Origin of the sequence: Micromonospora hortensis (genome assembly GCF_022230935.1) — a bacterium.
GTDB lineage: Bacteria > Actinomycetota > Actinomycetes > Mycobacteriales > Micromonosporaceae > Micromonospora > Micromonospora hortensis.
In genome coordinates, this window is the sequence record NZ_JAKKFE010000070.1 from 217,192 (window position 1) to 235,464 (window position 18,273).

An 18,273-nucleotide genomic window follows, 5' to 3' on the forward strand; every position below is an offset into this window, starting at 1 on the left:
TCCGCCGAACCCGCGCCCGACGCGCCCTACCGGCGCGGCTGACGCGAGAAAGTGGCCGAGGGTGGCAGCGCAGGACAAGCAGGAGTACGGCGCAGAGTCGATCACCGTTCTCGAGGGGCTGGAGGCGGTTCGCAAGCGGCCCGGTATGTACATCGGGTCCACCGGCGAGCGCGGTCTGCACCACCTCGTCTGGGAGGTCGTCGACAACGCGGTCGACGAGGCGCTGGCCGGATACTGCGACACCATCGACGTGGTGCTGCTCGCCGACGGCGGCGTCCGGGTCACCGACAACGGCCGTGGTTTCCCCGTCGACCTCCACCCGAAGCTCAAGAAGCCCGGTGTCGAGGTCGCGTTGACCATCCTGCACGCGGGTGGCAAGTTCGACGGCAAGGCGTACGCGGTCTCCGGCGGTCTGCACGGCGTCGGTGTCTCAGTGGTGAACGCGCTCTCCACCAAGATGTTCGTCGAGATCCACAAGTCCGGCAACGTGTGGCGGCAGCACTACACCAACTCCAAGCCGAGCCCGCTGGAGAAGGGCGAGGCCACCGACCGCACCGGCTCGGCGGTTTCCTTCTGGCCCGACCCCGACGTCTTCGAGACCGTCGACTTCGACTTCCAGACCATCTACCGGCGTCTGCAGGAGATGGCCTTCCTCAACCGCGCCCTGCGCATCCACCTGCTCGACGAGCGGGTGGCCGAGGAGGAGGACGGCCGGCAGCGCGAGGTCACCTTCTACTACGAGGGCGGCATCGCCGACTTCGTCCGGCACCTCAACGCCTCGAAGAGCCCGATCCACAAGACAGTGGTCGAGTTCGAGGCCGAAGAGGAGGGCATGTCCCTCGAGATCGCCATGCAGTGGAACGAGTCGTACGGCGAGTCGGTCTACACCTTCGCCAACACGATCAACACCCACGAGGGCGGCACCCACGAGGAGGGCTTCCGGTCCGCGCTGACCAGCGTTGTGAACCGGTACGGCACCGACAAGAAGCTCCTCAAGGGCGACGAGAAGCTCTCCGGCGAGGACATCCGCGAAGGGCTCGCGGCGATCATCTCGGTCAAGCTGGCCAATCCGCAGTTCGAGGGCCAGACCAAGACCAAGCTGGGCAACACCCCGGTGAAGAGCTTCGTGCAGCGGGTCTGCAACGACCGGCTGGTCGACTGGTTCGACCGCAACCCGGCCGAGGCCAAGATGATCATCACGAAGGCGTCCCAGGCGGCCCGCGCCCGGATTGCCGCGCAGCAGGCGCGCAAGCTGGCCCGGCGCAAGTCGCTGCTGGAGTCTGGCTCGATGCCGGGCAAGCTGGCCGACTGCCAGTCGACCGACCCCCGCGAGTCCGAGGTGTTCATCGTCGAGGGTGACTCGGCCGGCGGCTCGGCCAAGCAGGGTCGCGACCCGCGGACCCAGGCGATCCTGCCGATCCGCGGCAAGATCCTCAACGTGGAGAAGGCCCGGATCGACCGGGTGCTGAAGAACAACGAGGTCCAGGCGCTGATCACCGCGCTGGGCACCGGCATCCACGACGACTTCGACATGGAGAAGCTGCGGTACCACAAGGTGGTGCTGATGGCCGACGCGGACGTCGACGGCCAGCACATCCAGACGCTGCTGCTCACCCTGCTGTTCCGCTTCATGCGTCCGCTTGTCGAGATGGGCAACGTCTACCTGGCCGCCCCGCCGCTCTACAAGATCAAGTGGAACAAGAAGGGCGACGACGCCCAGTACGCGTACTCCGACCGCGAGCGGGACGGTCTGATCGCGCTGCGGCAGCAGAAGAAGCCGAACGCCAAGCCGGACGACATTCAGCGCTTCAAGGGCCTCGGCGAGATGAACTATCCCGAGCTGTGGGAAACCACAATGAACCCGGCGACGCGTACCCTGCGTCAGGTCACTCTCGACGACGCGGCGACCGCCGACGAGTTGTTCAGTGTGCTGATGGGTGAGGACGTCGAGGCGCGCCGGTCGTTCATTCAGCGCAACGCCAAGGACGTGCGGTTCCTGGACATCTGACGGACTGCTGCGGATCGGCCGGGCGGTGCCCGGCCGATCCGGCGGTCCACAGAGTTATCCACAGCTTGGCCGGTATCCACAGCCGTTATCCACAGCACGAAAACGACTCTGAGTCTGATAAGGGTATACAGTGACCGATTCTCCCGAGTCCACACCGAACGAGCCCGAGGTTCCCGCCGAGGCCATCGCCGCGGTGGTCGCGCACGACCGGATCGAACCGGTCGGGCTCGAGGTGGAGATGCAGCGCTCCTACCTCGACTACGCGATGAGCGTCATCGTCGGTCGCGCGCTGCCGGACGTCCGGGACGGCCTCAAGCCGGTCCACCGCAAGATCCTCTACGCGATGTTCGACTCCGGCTACCGTCCGGACCGCGGCTACGTGAAGTGCTCCCGCGTCGTCGGTGACGTGATGGGTCAGTTCCACCCGCACGGCGACTCGGCGATCTACGACGCGCTGGTCCGGATGGCGCAGTCCTGGTCGCTGCGCTACCCGCTGGTCGACGGCAACGGCAACTTCGGCTCGCCGGGTAACGACCCGGCCGCCGCCATGCGATACACCGAGTGCAAGCTCGACCCCCTCGCCATGGAGATGCTGCGGGACATCGACGAGGACACCGTCGACCTGCAGGACAACTACGACGGCCGGGCCAAGGAGCCCACCATCCTGCCGTCGCGAATCCCCAACCTCCTGGTGAACGGCTCCGAGGGCATCGCGGTCGGCATGGCCACCAAGATTCCGCCGCACAACCTGCGGGAGATCGGCGCGGCGGTGCAGTGGTGCCTGGAGCACCCGGAGGAGGACGAGGAAACCACCCTCGAAGCCCTGCTCGGCATCGTCAAGGGCCCTGACTTCCCGACCCACGGCCTGATCGTCGGCACCACAGCGATCCAGGACGCGTACCGCACCGGTCGCGGCTCGATCCGGATGCGCGCCGTGGTGGAGGTCGAGGAGGACAAGCGGGGCCGCCCCTGCCTGGTCGTCAGCGAGCTGCCCTACCAGGTCAACCCGGACAACCTCGCCGAGCGGATCGCCGAGCTGATCAAGGAGGGCAAGCTCGCCGGGATCGCCGACATCCGCGACGAGTCCTCCGGTCGTACCGGCATGCGGATCGTCCTGGTGCTCAAGCGCGACGCGGTCGCGAAGGTCGTGCTGAACAACCTCTACAAGCACACCCAGCTCCAGGAGACCTTCGGCGCCAACATGCTGGCCCTGGTCGACGGGGTGCCGCGCACGCTCAACCTGGCCCAGTTCCTGCGCTACTACGTCGAGCACCAGATCGACGTGATCCGCCGGCGGACCGCGTACCGGCTGCGCAAGGCCGAGGAGCGGGCACACATCCTGCGCGGCCTGGGCAAGGCGCTGGACGCGCTGGACGAGGTGATCGCCCTGATCCGGCGCTCTCCGACGGTGGACGATGCCCGGCAGGGCCTGATCCGGCTGCTGGAGATCGACGAGATCCAGGCGACCGCGATCCTGGACATGCAGCTGCGCCGGCTCGCCGCCCTGGAGCGGCAGCGGATCATCGACGACCTGGCGAAGCTCGAGATCGAGATCGCCGACCTCAAGGACATCCTCGCCAAGCCCGAGCGGCAGCGGAAGATCGTCTCGGAGGAGCTGGGCGAGATCGTCACCAAGTGGGGCGACGACCGGCGGACGCAGATCATCCCGTTCGACGGCGAGGTCTCGATGGAGGACCTCATCGCCCGCGAGGACGTGGTCGTCACGATCACCCGCACCGGGTACGCCAAGCGGACCAAGGTCGATCTGTACCGCTCCCAGCGGCGCGGCGGTAAGGGCGTCAGCGGCGCCACGCTGCGGCAGGACGACATCGTCAGCCACTTCTTCGTCTGCTCAACCCACGACTGGATCTTGTTCTTGACGAACAAGGGCCGCGTCTACCGGGCCAAGGCGTACGAGTTGCCGGAGGCCAGTAGGGTAGCCAAGGGCCAACACGTGGCCAATCTGCTCGCCTTCCTACCCGACGAGCAGATCGCGCAGATCATTGAGATCCCGAACTACCAGGTAGCCCCCTATCTGGTACTGGCCACGAAGAACGGCCTGGTGAAGAAGACGCGGCTCGAGGAGTTCGACTCCAACCGTTCCGGCGGCATCATCGCGATCAACCTGCGCGATGAGGACGAGCTGGTCGGTGCTGCGCTGGTTGCGCCGGAGAACGACCTGCTGCTGGTCTCGAAGAAGGCGCAGGCGATCCGGTTCAACGCCTCGGACGAGGCGTTGCGGCCGATGGGCCGGGCCACGTCGGGCGTGATCGGCATGCGCTTCACGGACGACGACGTCCTGCTCGCCATGGAAGTCGTGCGGGATGGTTTGGACGTTCTGGTGGCCACGAACGGGGGATACGCGAAGCGAACCCCGATCGAGGAATACCCGGTGCAGGGCCGGGGAGGTAAGGGCGTGTTGACTGCAAAGATCACCGAACGGCGCGGTGGTCTGGTTGGCGCGGTGGTGATCGATCCGGACGACGAGCTGTTCGCGATCACCAGCAACGGTGGTGTCATTCGGACTCCGGTGAAGCCTGTACGGCGTACGCGTGACCGGAACACAATGGGGGTCAAGCTGATGGACCTCCCGGACGGCGTGACTATCGTGGCGATTGCTCGCAATGCCGACGAGCCTGACGAACAGGACTAGTTGAATGACGGAGACACAGGCGAAGTCGGGGAACTCGGGGACCTCGGCCAAACCGGTCGACGAGGAGGCCGCCAAGGGCGGCACACCAGCGACCGGCCGCGCGGCCGTGGGCCGGGCGACGGTCCCCGCCGACGCGCCTGCCCCGAAGTTCACCAGGGCTCCAGGTATGACACCCCCGCCGGAGCAGCCGGGCGAAGATGGCGAGTCCAGCGACAAGACCGAGACGCCCAGCGCCGAGGCGCCGACGTCGGCCGCCACCAGTCCTCCTGGTCCGGCGGCGGCACCCTCGGCACGTCCGGCGACCACCCAGCCAATCGGTCTCCGGCCCGGTCAGGCGGCGTCAACCGGGTCCACCGGCACCCAGCCGCGGATCACACCCGGGATGACCCAGCCGCAGCCGGACGCGACGCGTACGGCCGCCGCTGCCGGCCGCCCGGCCAGCGGTGGTGGCCTGCCACCGGGAATCGGCAACGCGTCCGCCGTCGGCGCAGCCCGCGTCGGTGACGCGGTGCGTGCCGCGCGTACGTCGGTCAGCTCGGCCGCCTCCCGCGGACCGCGTCGGGCCCGGCTGAACCTCAAGCGGATCGACCCCTGGTCCGTGATGAAGTTCGCATTCGCGGTGTCGGTGGTGCTCTTCATCGTCGTGGTGGTCGCCACCTCGGTGCTCTACCTGGCGCTGGACGCGATGGGTGTGTTCCAGAGCGTCAACGACAGCCTGAGTGATCTGGTCAACGCCGGCGGTGGGCAGAGCACCAGCGGCTTCCAGATCACCGCCAAGGGCGTGATCCTCAGCTCGGCGCTGATCGGCCTGGTCAACGTGGTGCTGTTCACCGCGCTGGCCACCCTTGGCGCGTTCGTCTACAACGTTTGCGCTGACCTGGTCGGCGGGATCGAGCTGACCCTCGCCGAGCGGGACTGAGTGACCGGGACGCCGGGGCACCGCGGAAAGCGGTCGCTCCGGCGTCCCGTACTCGGGTAGGTTTTGCAGGCGGCGACGGGCCTGGCTCGCAAGCTGGACCCCGATTTGGGGCCGGCGCAGCGGATGGGTTAATCTTGCTCGTCGCAACGCGGGGCTATAGCTCAGTCGGTTAGAGCGCAGAGCTGATAACTCTGAGGTCGATGGTTCGATTCCATCTAGCCCCACCGCATGTCGTCCGACGGTAGTCGAGCGCGAGGGGTCGCCCCATGTTCAAGAAGCTGCTGATTCTGGCTGGCGTCGTCGGTGTGGCCGCCGTCGTGTTCAACAAGATCAAGGCGTCGAACGACGAGCGTGCCCTGTGGCACGAGGCGACCACCGCGCCCGACCTGCGCTGACGCTCGGCCCGGCGACGAGCGATCGTCGCCAAGGCCACCCGCGGGGCCCTAGCTCAACTGGCAGAGCACTGCCTTTGCAAGGCAGGGGTTAGGGGTTCGAGTCCCCTGGGCTCCACGAGCACTTTCCTCGGTTGATCTCGTTCCCGAACACAGCTACGTCGTCCATCCTCGCCCATCAGTCGATCAATGGCTGAGGCAGCCTGACGATCGCGCGATCGGTTCGGTGCAGCGCCTTGGCCGACAAAGCACTCAAGGCTGCCGCAGCGGGGCAGCGGCGGCTACGGCGATCGCCTCAGCGACGCACTCGTAGTCCTTTGCCAGCGGGCCGACCAAGCCCGGCTCGGGTTCGATCGCCTCGATCAACCCGCGCCCCACTGCTCCCACAGTTCGGTCAACGCCGCCAGGGCGACCGCACGGGTTGGTTCGGGCATCCTCGCCTCCACATTGCTTCGATGCGGATCAGTGACGCTACCGGGCCCCTCTCCGCTCGGACGAGTGGTGACGACACAGCGGGCGGCATGGCAGGCGCCGACCGGGGCAGGAGAAACGGCACCAACCCCCGGAAGTGAGGTGTCATACCAATGCCTACGGCACGCGAGATCATGACGAACGATGTGACCTGTGTTCGCGAGCAGGACGACCTGAAGGCGGCCGCGAAGCGGATGGCCGAATTGGGGGTCGGCTCTCTGCCGATCTGCGGCGACGACAACCGGCTCAAGGGCATGCTGACCGACCGCGACATCGTGGTGAAGGTGCTGGCCGAGGGTCGCGACCCGGCCAACGTGACGGCCGGTGAGCTGGCACAGGGCGAGGCGGTGACCATCGGCGCGGACGACGACGCGGCCGAGATCCTTCGCACAATGGGCCAGCACAAGGTACGCCGGCTGCCGGTGATCGATGGCCACGAACTGGTGGGCATCGTGGCGGTGGCCGATGTGGCCCGTTCCCTCCCCGAGCGCCCGGTCGGCGACCTCATCGAGGCCATTTCCGAGCGCGGCTGACCTTCGCGCCTGTCAATGATCGCCGCCGCCGGTCCGCCGGCCGGCGGCGATTCGCGTACTCCGGCGATCCGTGCCGGCAGGTCGGGGTGGGGCGAGGTATTCGGTGCGAGCGTTATGACTCTGGGGTATGAATATGACTCTGAGGTATATCGCTCTTTGTCATCTGGCCGCCGGGGCCGGGGCCGGAGCCCCCGGAGCCGACAGCGCCGTCAGGCGGGCGGAGTGAGCGGGACGGTCTCGCCGCGGGCGATGGTGCGTACCTGCTTCGCCCAGCCACGGCGGCGGGCCTCGTCGACGAAGTGCGCCAGCGGTGAGCGGAACACCGGGTAGTCGTCGTAGTGGATGGGCACGGTCAGCTGTGGACGGACCAGCTCCACCAGGTCCGCGCCCTGGCGGGCGTCCATGGTGAGCAGGATCCCGGCGACCGTCGTGCCGCCGAGGTGGATCAGCATCGCGTCGATGTCCGGGTAGCGTTCGGGGATGGCGGTGAGTAGCGGCCGGTTGAGAGTGTCGCCGGTGACGTAGAGCCGGAACTCCCGCCGCCCGGACCGTTCCACGTCGATCATCGTGCCCATCACGTCGGGCATCAGCAGATCCAGTGCGCCCGGGCCGTGCTGGCCGGGCATCGAGGTCAGCCGCACTGTCGTACCGTCGCGGTGCAGCTCCCGGGACGACCAGGTCGGTAGGCCCTGGGCGGCCCGGAAGCCCCAGCGGCGCAGCTTTCGTTCCGCAGCGGGGGTGGTGACGATGGGCAGCTCGCGGTCCAGTTCCCGACGGGCCACCCGGTCGAAGTGGTCGCCGTGCAGGTGGGAGAGGACCACCGCGTCCAGTTCTGGGAGCTGGGCGATCCGCAGCGCCGGGTCCGTGCGTCGGCGCGACCACAACCCCTTGCCCAGGTACGCGCGCTGACCCCGGTGCAGGAAGTTCGGGTCGGTCAGCAGGGTGAAGCCGCCGATCCGCAGCACAGTCGTCGCGGTGCCGATGAACGTGACCTGGGGTTGCTCCGCCATCGTGCCCACCTCCTGCCGCTCCGGTACCCCGATGAGCCGTCGGCATGCGGCTCACCTCCTGGCGGCTGGTGGACCGCCAGCACTGAGGAATCGGCTTTTCACCCGGCACCGCGCTCGCCATGATTCGTGGGTGGACGAACAGCCGGAGCCCGTCATCCTGCACCTGTACTGCCGTGTCGACGTGGTTGTCACCGATTCGGCTGCCGTGACCGGTCACGCGGTGGCCGATCTGCGATCCGCCGGGATCGACTGGCCCGCTGAGGAGGACGACCTCGACACGGCCGGTGAGGAGTTGCGGGGCAGTCCGACCGCCTCGTTGGCCAGCGTCGCGGACATCAGCCGACTCGTCGAGAACATCCCGGGCGTCGAGTTCCGGGGCGGCCACTGCTGGGCCGAGTCGGGCCCGGTACGGGAGGCCTTCCCGACGCGCTAGTTCCGCCGCCGGTCAGTTGGCGGAACCACCGTCCGCCGCAGGCTCGGCACCGGATTCGGTCCGGTTGGGTCGGGCCTCCGGGAGACGTTCCACAAGCTTGGTGAGCGCGCCGTTGGCGAAGGTCGCGCCGAGCGCCGACCCGGCCCCGATGGTCCAGCCCACCGGCCCGAGCGGGGTGCAGCCGAAGAACTGGCTCACGCCCGGCGTCTGCACGACCACGACGAGCACGCCCAGTGACGCCGCCGTGGAGGCCAGCACGGCCGGGCTGGTGCCGCCCGCCAGGATGGTCTGTCCGAGTTGGGTGCCGACCAGGGAGACCAGGGCGACGGTGCCGGCCCGCTGACGGCGTCCGGTGTAGCGGGCCAACGTCCAGCCCGCGGTAGCGCCCAGCGTGGTGGCTGCCGCCCGCAGCCCGATCTCTCTGGTGAGGCTCTCGCCGAGCGCCGTGTCCGGGCCCTCCCGGAGCAGCGCGTCGGTGCGGTCCGACGCGGGTGGCCGGACCGCGATGGCGAGCGCCGGCGCCAGGTCGGTGAGTAGGTTGACCAGTAGGAGTTGTCGTCCGGTGAGCGCGGATCGGCCGGTCGCCGCAGCAGTCAGCACACTGAACGCGATCTCGCCGAGGTTGCCTCCGACCAGGATGCTGAGCGCGTGCCGCACCGACGACCACATCGCCCGCCCTTCGATCAGGGTGGCGATGATGGTTTCCAGCCGGTCGTCGGTGACCACCAGGTCGGCTGCCGCGCGGGCGGCCGGGGTGCCCCGTTGACCGAGGGCGATGCCGACGTCGGCCAGCCGGATCGCCGGGGCGTCGTTGGCGCCGTCGCCGGTCATCGCCACGGTCCGCCCGCACTTCTGCAACGCCTGGATGATCCGCACCTTGTGCGCAGGGGTGCAGCGGGCCACCACGTCGGTGTTGGCCAACCGCTCGGCGAGCGCGTCGTCGTCCAGCTTGTCGAGTTCGGCGGCGGTGACCACCCGCTGTTCGTCGTGTTCACTGATGGTGGCGGCGATCGCCTCCGCGGTGGCCGGGTGATCCCCAGTGATCATGATGGTGTGCACGCCGGCCTGCCGGATCCGGCGTACCGCCGGGGCCGCGCTCTCCCGGACACCGTCAGCGAGGGCCAGGAAACCCACGAAGGTCAGCCCTCGAACGTCGGAGTCCGTCACCTTCGGGTCGTTCACCGGGCACTCCGCGACTGCCAGGATCCGGTTTCCCGCACCGGCCCGGTCGGCGAGCATCCGCTCCAGCTCCGCGCGACCGGCGTCGTCCAGCGGCTCCTGACGACCGTCCAAGCGCCGGGACGAACAGCGCGGCAGCACCGTCTCCGGAGCACCCTTGACGCTCAACAACAGGTGACCGTCGGTCTGTCCGATGCTGGCGTGGTAGCCGCGGGACGGCTCGAACGGCAGCCCCCCGGCGGCCCGCCACCCGGCGGCACCGGTCTGCTCCACCACCCCGGCCTCGCCGGCGCCCCGCCGGACCGCCCGGTCGGTCTGCAACGCCAACTCCTCCGGATTCTTCGCGGCGGGGGTGGCCCGCAGCGCCGCGGCCAGCGTCATCCGGAGTCGGTCGTCCAACCGGTCCAGCGGGGCGTACCGGTCGCCGACGCTGTCGCCGACCCCGGCCAGCAGCAGTTTGCCCTCGGTGAGGGTGCCGGTCTTGTCGAAGCAGAGCACGTCCACCCGGCCCAGCGCCTCGATGGTGCGCGGGTTGCGGACCAACGCGCCGTGCTCGGCCAGCCGCCGGGCCGCGGCCAGCTGCGCCGCGCTGACCAGGAACGGCAGCCCCTCCGGCACGGACGCCACGGCGAGGTTCGCGGCGGTCGCCGCCGTTTCGGCAAGGGGTACGCCTCGAAGCAGGCCCGCGCCGGCCACCGCCACAGCGGAACCGGCCGCCAACGGGATGGCGGCGCTGGTCAACGCGCCGAGCCGAGCCTCCACCCCACTGGTGGGGGGTGCCTGCCGCACCAACGCCAGGCTGCGTCCGGACTCGGTGTCGTTGCCGGTCGCCACCACCACTGCGGTGCCGTGCCCGGCGGCGACTGTGGTGCCCTCGTAGAGCATCGAGTGTCGGTCGGCGATGGCGGCGGCTACCACCGGTCGGTTGGACTTGGCGACCGGCAGCGACTCACCGGTCAGCGACGACTCGTCGGCCTCCAGGCCCACCGACTCGAGCACCCGGCAGTCTGCGGGCACCGAGTCGCCCGGTTCGAGGGCGATGACGTCCCCGAGGACCAGGTCCTCGGCGGCGAGAACCTGCTCGGCGCCGTCCCGGCGGACCCGGGCGGTCACCGCCGAGCGCGACAGCAGCTCCGCCAGCGACCTTTCCGTGTTGCGTTCGTGCACCGCCCCGATCAGGGCGGACCCACCGACCACGCTGCCCACCAGCGCGGCGTCGACAAGTGAGCCGAACGACGCGGAGAGCACCGCCCCGGCGGCCAGCACCGGAGTGAGTGGGTTGGACAACTCGTCCACGAAGGCACGCAGCAGCCCGCCACTTCCGGGTGCGGCGCCGCCGTTGTCACCGGAACCGTGGCGTCGGCGCTGCGCCTCGGCGCCGGCCAGGCCGTCCGGGGTGGAGCGCAGGTGGTCGAGCACGGTGCCGACGGGCATCAGGTGCCAGGCCGTTGCCACGGGCGCCGGGGTGTCCGACTGGTCGTGCAACCGGCGGGCCTGCCAGACCCCGTTGGCGAAGGCCAGCCCGGCCGCGCCGTTGACCGCGACGAGCGCCCGGTGCGGCAACTGGGTCGGTGGGGCGGTGAACGCGCCCAACGCCCCGAGACCGGTGCCGGCCATGGCCAGCCGGATGTTCTGTTGAGCCGTACGCCGGGCCACCCCGGTCGCCTCGATCACCAGCGCCACCACCCGCAGGTCGGCACCGACCAGCAGGTGCGCGCCCCAGGGCGGCAGCTCTTCCGGAGCGGCGAACCCGAGACCGCAGTCGGACGCGCCGAGTGCCTTCCGGTCCGCGGAGACCAGCATCACCACTGCGCCGTCGCGCTGCAACGCGCGTACCGACTCGGCCAACTGGTCGCCGCCGGGGAGCATCGCGTCGGCGAAGCCGTACCGCTGCTCGTCGCCGCCGGCGACGACCAGCCGCAGGCCGGCATGTCGGGCGGCGGCGGGCAGGCCGTCGACGCCCGGCGCGGGTTCCGGCTCGACCCGCAACAGGGCGGCGAGCCGGTCGCCGTGGGCGAGGCCGAGGAGTTGGCCGCCAGCGGACCGCAACCGGGCCGCGTCCGGGATGTCCGAGTCGTTCGCGGGCATCTTTTCCAGCGGCCCGAGCCGCCAGCCGTCCGCCGTCCGGGAAGCGGACGGCTCGTCGGGGTCGAACAACGCGAACGCCCGCTCGGCCACCTGGTCGACGTCCGCGTCGGCCGCCGGCGCCAGATCGGCCAGGACGCCCCGGTCCGAGCCGAGCACAGCGGCGTCGAGCACGAGCGTGTCGATCCGGTCCAGTTCGCGCAGCACACTCCGGTCCATCGCGATCACACCACGCCGCGCCAGCATCCGGCCGAGCTGAGCCGCGTACCCCTCGCGGCCGCTGCCTGGCGCCTTCGGCAGCGCGGACAGGCCCAGCGCGGTGGCCCGCTTCGGGCCGGCGAACGGCACCGCCGCCGCACCGGCGGCCGCGCCGGCGGCAAGCATGCGGTTGATGTACCGCTCGACCGGGCCGTCCGGCTTCGGCCGCGGACGTTCGATCACCGGCCAGCGGGCGGTGGCCCGTTCGGCGTCGCCGGTCAGCCGTGGCTCGGCCTTCTCCCAGGCGGAGAGTTGGGCCCGATCCTCACCCCACTGCACGACCCGTTGGGCGCCGTCCAGGACGATGCCCGTCCAGCGGCCGGTCAAGCCCTGCACCACCGCCTCGGCCAGCGGAAAGAGGATGTCGGCGCGCGGGTCGGAGCGCAGCCGTCTGCCGATGAACTCGTGCAGCTTCGGCTGAAGATCCACTGCGGAGAGCAGGCCCGCCACCTCACCGGGCAGCGGCGCGAACGGCAGGATCCGGGTGGCCGCCGAGATGGTCAGGCCCAACGCGTCCGAGGCGAGCGCGCCGAGGGTGCGTGGCGTGCGCGGCCCCTCCTCCGGTGGGTGCGGCGGTGGGATCTCCGGGTCGGGTTCGTGGTCGCAGGTCCGCTCGACGCGGTCGATGGTGGCGATCAGGTCGCGCAACGTCGGCTCGGGGGCTTGGACGGCGACCACCACCCGGCCGGAGGGTGCGTTGACCCGGGCCCAGGCCACCCCGGGCATCTGCTCCAGTGCGCCCTCCACCTGACGGGCCAGCCGGTTGCCACCGTCCTGGCAGACACCGTGCACCTCGATGTGGTGCCGGCCCGGTCGGGACCAGACCCGACGCCGCGTCAGCCCGGCCGACCGGGCCAGCCGGACCGCGGCCGAGCTGACCGACCGGGACGCCTCGCCGACCAGGTGCGGCACGCCGAAGGACGGCAGGATCCGGCCGGCAGCGCGACCCGCCGCCGTCATCGAGGCGTACGGCTGGACGGGCGCCGGCCCGGCTCCCTGTTGCCGATCGTCCTGACCTTGGCCATGTCGTCCTCCCACCGCACTCACGTCCGGCGGCCTGGCTTCCCGACCTGCCATCCGTTATGCCCCCTGAGTGGCGGAATTTTCCGCAGTCGCTGGCGCATGGACGGGATGGGCCGTGGAACCCGACGACCATCACCGGACATGGGGAGGCCGGCATGAGCACGCTGACGCGACATCTCAACGGTTCACGGGAGAACGTCACGATGTACAACCGGCGGGTGCAACTGCCGATGCTGGGTGAGGTGGCGGTGCCACCACCGGACAAGGTCGCCTACTACGCCGGGCTCGGGGTGCTCGCCGCGCTACAGGTCATCGAGTGGCCGATCGCTGTGGTGATCACCGCCGGTCACCTGCTGGCAGACCAGCATTTTTCCGGCCTGGTGCGCGGTGTCGGGGAGGCGCTGCAGGACGCCTGACGAGAGCCAGGTCACCGGACGGTTGACATGAATCAGGGTTGAGGTCGCATGCTCGGTCGATGCCGAGCACAGCCGTCACCGCCACACCCGCCGCACCGGGCCTCTTCGCACCGCGGCTGCGCGCGATGACGGTGGGCAGTGTCGCGCTGATCTCACTCCTCGCGTTCGAGGCGTTGGCGGTCGGTACGGCGATGCCGACCGTCGCGCGCAGCCTGGACGGGCTGGCGCTCTACGGGATCGCGTTCGGTGGCCCGTTCGCCACCGGTGTGCTGGCCATGGTGGTCTCCGGCATCTGGTGCGACGCGCGGGGTCCCAAGGGGCCGATGTGGCATGGCGTCGCCTGGTTCGTGGTCGGGTTGCTGATCGCCGGGACCGCCCCCGTGATGAGCGCGCTGGTCGTCGGGCGGGTCGTGCAGGGTTTCGGCTCCGGGCTGCTCTCGGTGGCGCTCTACGTGATCGTCGGGCAGGCGTACCCGCAGGAGCTGCACCGGCGGATCTTCGCTGCGTTCGCGGCGGCGTGGGTCGTACCGTCGCTTGTCGGGCCGGCTGTCGCCGGCCTGATCGTGCAGTACCTGGGCTGGCGGTGGGTCTTCCTGGCCGTGCCGGCCGTGGCCGTTCCGGCGGTGCTGCTGATCCATCCCGGCCTGCGGTCGCTGGGCCGAAGTGTTACAACGCGCCCGCCGACGGGTGCGGCCGCGCGGATCGGTTGGGCGTGCGGGGCCGCGGTGAGTGCCGCACTGCTGCACATCGGGGGACAGCAGCGCGGTGTCACAGCTCTGGTGCTTGTCGCGCTCGCCGTCGTCGGCCTGCTGGTCTGCGCCCCGCGCCTTCTGCCGGCCGGGTTCCTCCGGGCCGCGCGCGGGTTGCCCACAGTGGTGGGGCTGCGGGGGCTGGCGTCGGCGGCCTTCGTCGGCGCCGAAGTGGTCATCCCGCTGATGCTCTCCCGGGAACGGGGCCTCTCCCCGACGGCGGCCGGGCTGGTCCTCACTGTCGGCGCGCTGGCGTGGTCGGCGGGCTCCTGGTTGCAGGGCCGGATCCCGGTGCCAGCGTCGCGGGCCAGTCTGCCGCGTGCCGGGTTGACCTGCATCACGGTCGGCACCGCCACTGTCGCGCTGGCCGTCCGGCCCGAGCTGCCGGTGGCCGTCGCCGTGCTCGGTTGGGCGATCGCCGGTCTGGGCATGGGGCTGCTCTATCCGTCGTTGTCGGTGCTCACCCTGGAGTTGTCCGCACCAGGTGAGCAGGGCCGCAACAGCTCCTCACTGCAGCTGAGCGACTCTCTGTTCGCGGCGACCGTGCTCGCGTTGACCGGGGCCGTGTTGGCGGCGGGAAGTGCGCCGGGCCCGGCCAGCTACACGACGACGCTCGTGGTGACCGCTGGGCTGGCGCTGCTCGGGGCGTTGTTGGCCGGCCGGGTCGTGGTGGGCGGGAGTGCGCGACAGGCCGGGTGATCCGGGGATTCGGCCGTGTCCCGCCCGTTCGTGCCGGAAGGATGGCGGGCGATGAACCTCCTGACCATTCTGCCGCTCGCCGTGGTCATGGTCGCCGGGACGCAGTTGGTGGTGGCCGTTTTCCTGGCCTCGTCGGACCGGCCCCGGGCGGCGTCGCTGGGCTTCCTCGCCGGCGCGGGGCTGGTGGTCGCCGCCGGGGTGACGGTGGCCTGGTTGTTCACCCGCCTGGTGGGCGGAGTGGCCGCCGACGCCAGCGCCGTCGCCGGGAAGGTCGATCGAGGTCCCGTCATCGACCTGGTGGTGCTGGCCCTGCTGGTGTGCCTGGCCGTGCTGATCTGGGTCCGCCGGGACCGCTCCGGGCCGCCGCGCTGGCTGGGCAGCATCGAGCACGCCGGTACGGCGCGGGCGCTGCGACTGGGTGCGCTGCTCTTCGTGGCGACGCCCACCGACGACCTGACCATGGCCACCGTCGGGGCGAGTGTGGCCCGTCATGATCTGCCGTGGTGGCACCTGGTGCCGTTCGTGCTGCTCACAGTGCTTCTGCTCGCGCTGCCTCTGCTGGCGTTGCTGCTGCTGGGGAGCAGGGCCTCGCGGGTGCTGACCCGGATGCGGGAATGGGCCGAGGGGCATGCCTGGATCGTCAACGAGATCGTGATCGCGTTCTTCGCGCTGCTCACCGTGTTGGACCTGATCCGATCGGGGTGAGTGGCGTCGGCCGTCACGGGTTGCGGCGCCGTCTCGTCGACGCCAGGTACGGATCGGATCGGTTGGCAGGAGGACGAGATGAGGGCTCTGGTCACCGGGGCGTCCGGCAGTCTGGGCCGTGCGGTGCTGGGCCGGTTGCGCGACGACGAGATCAGCGTCCGGGCCGCCCGCCGCCAGCCGCCGACCACCTGGCCGACACGTACGGGGGAACCGGCCGGAAATGAGAGCAACAACGGTTCACGTTCGTCTTACCGTGACGTCATGTTCGCTGTCGTCACCACTGTGATCCTCTACGTCTTCGGCTTCGTCTTCCTCTACGGCGTGATCCGGCTGGGTGTCCGGCACGCGTTCGAGGATCTGGAGCTGCAACGGGCCAAGGCTCAGCGCGAGGAGGAGTTGGCGGCTGCCCGCGACCGCTCCTTCATGCGCGACAACGCGTTCCTCGCGGGCAGTTGAGCGCCGGATCGATCCGGCCCGGTCCGGTGGCGTCGCCGGGGGGCCGGGGAGCCGCTGGGCGGTTCAGCGTCGCGGATGCGAGGATCGCACCCGTGATGGGAACGCTGAAGACCGAACCGGCCCGCGCCCGCCTGGATCTGCTCGCCCCGCCGGTAGCGGAGGCCATCGCGCAGTGGCCGGCCGACGCGCCGGTGGACGTCAACGACGTGCTGGTCGCGCCGATCGACGCGGACCTCGCCGACACCGCGGCGTTCTGCGCGGCGTACGAGGTGGGGTTGGACGTGTCGGCCAACTGTGTCGTGGTGGCGGGCAAGCGTGAGGGTGTGGTCCGCTACGCGGCCTGCATCATCCTGGCCACCACCCGGGCCGACGTGAACGGGGTGGCCCGCCGGGCGTTGGACGTCCGCAAGGCGAGCTTCGCCCCGATGGACGACGCTGTCGAGTTGACCGGCATGGAGTACGGCGGCATCACCCCGATCGGGCTGCCGGCGCAGTGGCCGATCCTGGTGGACGCGCGGGTCATCGCCACACCGCACGTGATCGTCGGGTCCGGCGTACGGCACAGCAAGATAGCGCTGCCGGGGCCGGCATTGGGTGCGCTACCGGGAGCCCAGGTGGTGGAAGGGCTGGCCAGGCCGGTCTGACCAGGCATCGGCATCAATGTTGTTGCACGTGAAACATCGTGATCATCGATGCCGGACGCCCGGCCGTTGGTAACTCAGTGTGAGTGGGTGGCCGACTCGCGCTGCTCGACCTCGGCGAGCGCGGCAAGCAACGTCTGCACCTCCTGCGCGCCGGAAACCGCGTACTTCCCGGCCAGCACGAAGGTCGGCACGCTGGTGATGCCCAGATCCCGGGCGGCGGCCAGGTCGGCGGCGACGTCGGAGACGCGCTCGTCGGAGTCGAGGAACCGGCGCGCGTCGGCCGCGTCGAGACCGATCTCACCGGCCAGGGTGGCCAGCGCCTCCCGCGAGCCGACGTCGACCCCGTTGTTGAAGTGCGCCTGGTAGAGCGCCTCCACCATCTCCGCCGCCCTGCCCTGGTCGGTCGCCCAGGAGACCAGCCGGTGCGCGTCGAAGGTGTTGGCGATCACCGCGCGGTCGTAGTCGAGCCGCAGCCCGTCGGCCGCCGCCACCTGGGTCACGTGGTCGACCATCTGCCGGGCGCGCTCCGGACCACCGAACTTTCCGGCGAGCGCCTGCACCAGGGGCAAGGGCTGCGTCACCGGCGACGGGTCGAGCTGGAACGGTCGGTAGCGGACCGTCACCTCGCCCTCGTAGCTGGCCAGGGCCTCATCCAGGCGGCGCTTGCCGATGTAGCACCACGGGCAGATGACGTCCGCGTAGATCTCGATCTCCATGATCGGTGGCAACCTCGCGGTCAGCCGAGTTGTTCCCGGATCTGCCGCTTGAGACGGCCCAGGATCGCCGTGCCGCCACGGATCCGCAGCGGGCTGATCGCCTGCGCCAGCCCCATCCGCTGATACAGGTCGTCCGGCACGGCCAGCACCTGCTCGGCGCTCGCCCCCGCCAACCCCTCGGCGAGGATCCCGGCGAACGCTCGGGTGGTGGGCGCCTCCGGCGGGCAGTCGAAGAGCGTCTCCACTGTGCGTTCCGGGGTCACCCGGGCGCGCAGGAAGAACGCCGTCTGACACTCGGGCACCTGTTCCATGCCCTCGCGCTCCGCGGTGCCCTCCGGCAGCGCCGGGAGCACGTCCGAGTACTCCAGGAGCAGCTCCAGAACCAGGTCGCGCGGCGCGGCGGCGAACTCGTCGACGATCTCGGCCAGTCGGGCCGGCATGTCAGCCATGCGTCGAGGCTACCGCCGTCCTGCCGGGGCCCCGGTCACACGGTGGGTGACTGCTCGCTGATCTCGCTGAGCGCGCTGGTGGGGTCGAGCTGCATGGCCAGGTCGCCGAGCGAGACGATCCCCACCAGCTTGCGGTCACTGTCACAGACCAGCACCCGCCGGATGCCCCGATCCCGCATGAGCGCCGCCGCCTCACCCGCAGTGCAGTGCTGCTCGATCATGACGACCTCGCGGGTGACGATCGAGCCGATGGTGGTGGCCGCGGGGGAGCTGTTCTCCGCCACGGCCCGCACCACGATGTCCCGGTCGGTGAGCATGCCGGCGAGGCTGGCGCCGTCGGTGACCACCACATCACCGATGTCGGCCTCCTTCATCACCCTGGCCGCCTCGTCCAGGGTGGTCTCGGCCGGCAGGTACACGACCTGCTTGGTCATCACGTCACTGACCCGGTAACCGGTCATGAGAGCCTCCGAAG

At 70.2% G+C, this 18,273-nt stretch carries 16 protein-coding genes and 2 tRNA genes; 13 read left to right on the forward strand and 5 right to left on the reverse strand.

Annotated elements, in window-relative coordinates:
• Nucleotides 1-61 precede the first annotated feature (61 nt).
• From gyrB to NIE111_RS30325, 7 genes are all read left to right on the forward strand, one after another.
• Nucleotides 62-2,008: a DNA topoisomerase (ATP-hydrolyzing) subunit B gene (gene gyrB / locus NIE111_RS30295; RefSeq protein WP_238687640.1), complete on the forward strand. Its 1,947-nt coding sequence runs from the start codon at nucleotides 62-64 to the stop codon at nucleotides 2,006-2,008.
• A 130-nt stretch (nucleotides 2,009-2,138) separates the two neighbouring features.
• Nucleotides 2,139-4,661: a DNA gyrase subunit A gene (gene gyrA / locus NIE111_RS30300; protein ID WP_238687641.1), complete on the forward strand. Its 2,523-nt coding sequence runs from the start codon at nucleotides 2,139-2,141 to the stop codon at nucleotides 4,659-4,661.
• A 4-nt stretch (nucleotides 4,662-4,665) separates the two neighbouring features.
• Complete coding sequence (locus tag NIE111_RS30305; protein WP_238687642.1) at nucleotides 4,666-5,580, forward strand: DUF3566 domain-containing protein; 915 nt, start codon at nucleotides 4,666-4,668, stop codon at nucleotides 5,578-5,580.
• A 150-nt stretch (nucleotides 5,581-5,730) separates the two neighbouring features.
• Nucleotides 5,731-5,804: transfer RNA gene (locus NIE111_RS30310), tRNA-Ile, on the forward strand.
• A 42-nt stretch (nucleotides 5,805-5,846) separates the two neighbouring features.
• Nucleotides 5,847-5,975, forward strand: coding sequence for a DLW-39 family protein (locus NIE111_RS30315; protein ID WP_209444550.1), 129 nt, complete (start codon nucleotides 5,847-5,849; stop codon nucleotides 5,973-5,975).
• 42 nt (nucleotides 5,976-6,017) lie between these two features.
• Nucleotides 6,018-6,090, forward strand: a tRNA-Ala gene (locus NIE111_RS30320).
• A 487-nt stretch (nucleotides 6,091-6,577) separates the two neighbouring features.
• Nucleotides 6,578-6,976 (forward strand): CBS domain-containing protein, encoded by a 399-nt coding sequence (locus NIE111_RS30325; RefSeq protein WP_372488434.1) that lies wholly within the window; start codon nucleotides 6,578-6,580, stop codon nucleotides 6,974-6,976.
• Nucleotides 6,977-7,185: 209 nt separating this feature from the next.
• Here NIE111_RS30325 and NIE111_RS30330 read toward each other — a convergent pair whose 3' ends face one another.
• Nucleotides 7,186-7,986: an MBL fold metallo-hydrolase gene (locus NIE111_RS30330; RefSeq protein ID WP_238687644.1), complete on the reverse strand. Its 801-nt coding sequence runs from the start codon at nucleotides 7,984-7,986 to the stop codon at nucleotides 7,186-7,188.
• Between the two features lie 130 nt (nucleotides 7,987-8,116).
• Between NIE111_RS30330 and NIE111_RS30335 the strand changes: the two genes are divergently transcribed.
• Entirely contained in the window at nucleotides 8,117-8,419 is a 303-nt protein-coding gene (locus tag NIE111_RS30335) for a hypothetical protein (RefSeq protein WP_238687645.1), read from the forward strand.
• A gap of 12 nt (nucleotides 8,420-8,431) precedes the next feature.
• On the opposite strand, the gene NIE111_RS30340 is transcribed toward NIE111_RS30335, so the two are convergent.
• Nucleotides 8,432-12,901 (reverse strand): cation-translocating P-type ATPase, encoded by a 4,470-nt coding sequence (locus NIE111_RS30340; protein ID WP_238687646.1) that lies wholly within the window; start codon nucleotides 12,899-12,901, stop codon nucleotides 8,432-8,434.
• A gap of 218 nt (nucleotides 12,902-13,119) precedes the next feature.
• Here NIE111_RS30340 and NIE111_RS30345 point away from each other — a divergent pair, with 218 nt between their 5' ends.
• The 5 genes from NIE111_RS30345 to NIE111_RS30365 all read left to right on the forward strand — a co-directional run bounded on the left by NIE111_RS30345 (nucleotide 13,120) and on the right by NIE111_RS30365 (nucleotide 16,633).
• Nucleotides 13,120-13,380: a hypothetical protein gene (locus tag NIE111_RS30345; RefSeq protein WP_196920384.1), complete on the forward strand. Its 261-nt coding sequence runs from the start codon at nucleotides 13,120-13,122 to the stop codon at nucleotides 13,378-13,380.
• A 59-nt stretch (nucleotides 13,381-13,439) separates the two neighbouring features.
• Nucleotides 13,440-14,828, forward strand: a complete 1,389-nt coding sequence (locus NIE111_RS30350) for an MFS transporter (RefSeq protein ID WP_238687647.1) — start codon at nucleotides 13,440-13,442, stop codon at nucleotides 14,826-14,828.
• A gap of 51 nt (nucleotides 14,829-14,879) precedes the next feature.
• On the forward strand, nucleotides 14,880-15,533 hold the full coding sequence (locus tag NIE111_RS30355) for a GAP family protein (protein WP_238687648.1): 654 nt from the start codon (nucleotides 14,880-14,882) through the stop codon (nucleotides 15,531-15,533).
• A 261-nt stretch (nucleotides 15,534-15,794) separates the two neighbouring features.
• Complete coding sequence (locus tag NIE111_RS30360) at nucleotides 15,795-15,989, forward strand: hypothetical protein (RefSeq protein WP_030331904.1); 195 nt, start codon at nucleotides 15,795-15,797, stop codon at nucleotides 15,987-15,989.
• A 95-nt stretch (nucleotides 15,990-16,084) separates the two neighbouring features.
• Nucleotides 16,085-16,633: a YbaK/EbsC family protein gene (locus NIE111_RS30365; protein ID WP_091396461.1), complete on the forward strand. Its 549-nt coding sequence runs from the start codon at nucleotides 16,085-16,087 to the stop codon at nucleotides 16,631-16,633.
• A 74-nt stretch (nucleotides 16,634-16,707) separates the two neighbouring features.
• On the opposite strand, the gene NIE111_RS30370 is transcribed toward NIE111_RS30365, so the two are convergent.
• Genes NIE111_RS30370 through NIE111_RS30380 form a run of 3 tightly spaced genes read right to left on the reverse strand, consistent with a single transcriptional unit; the run spans nucleotide 16,708 to nucleotide 18,259 of the window.
• Entirely contained in the window at nucleotides 16,708-17,349 is a 642-nt protein-coding gene (locus tag NIE111_RS30370) for a DsbA family oxidoreductase (RefSeq protein ID WP_238687649.1), read from the reverse strand.
• 20 nt (nucleotides 17,350-17,369) lie between these two features.
• Entirely contained in the window at nucleotides 17,370-17,798 is a 429-nt protein-coding gene (locus tag NIE111_RS30375) for a SufE family protein (RefSeq protein WP_238687650.1), read from the reverse strand.
• Between the two features lie 35 nt (nucleotides 17,799-17,833).
• Entirely contained in the window at nucleotides 17,834-18,259 is a 426-nt protein-coding gene (locus NIE111_RS30380; RefSeq protein WP_030487636.1) for a CBS domain-containing protein, read from the reverse strand.
• Nucleotides 18,260-18,273 lie beyond the last annotated feature (14 nt).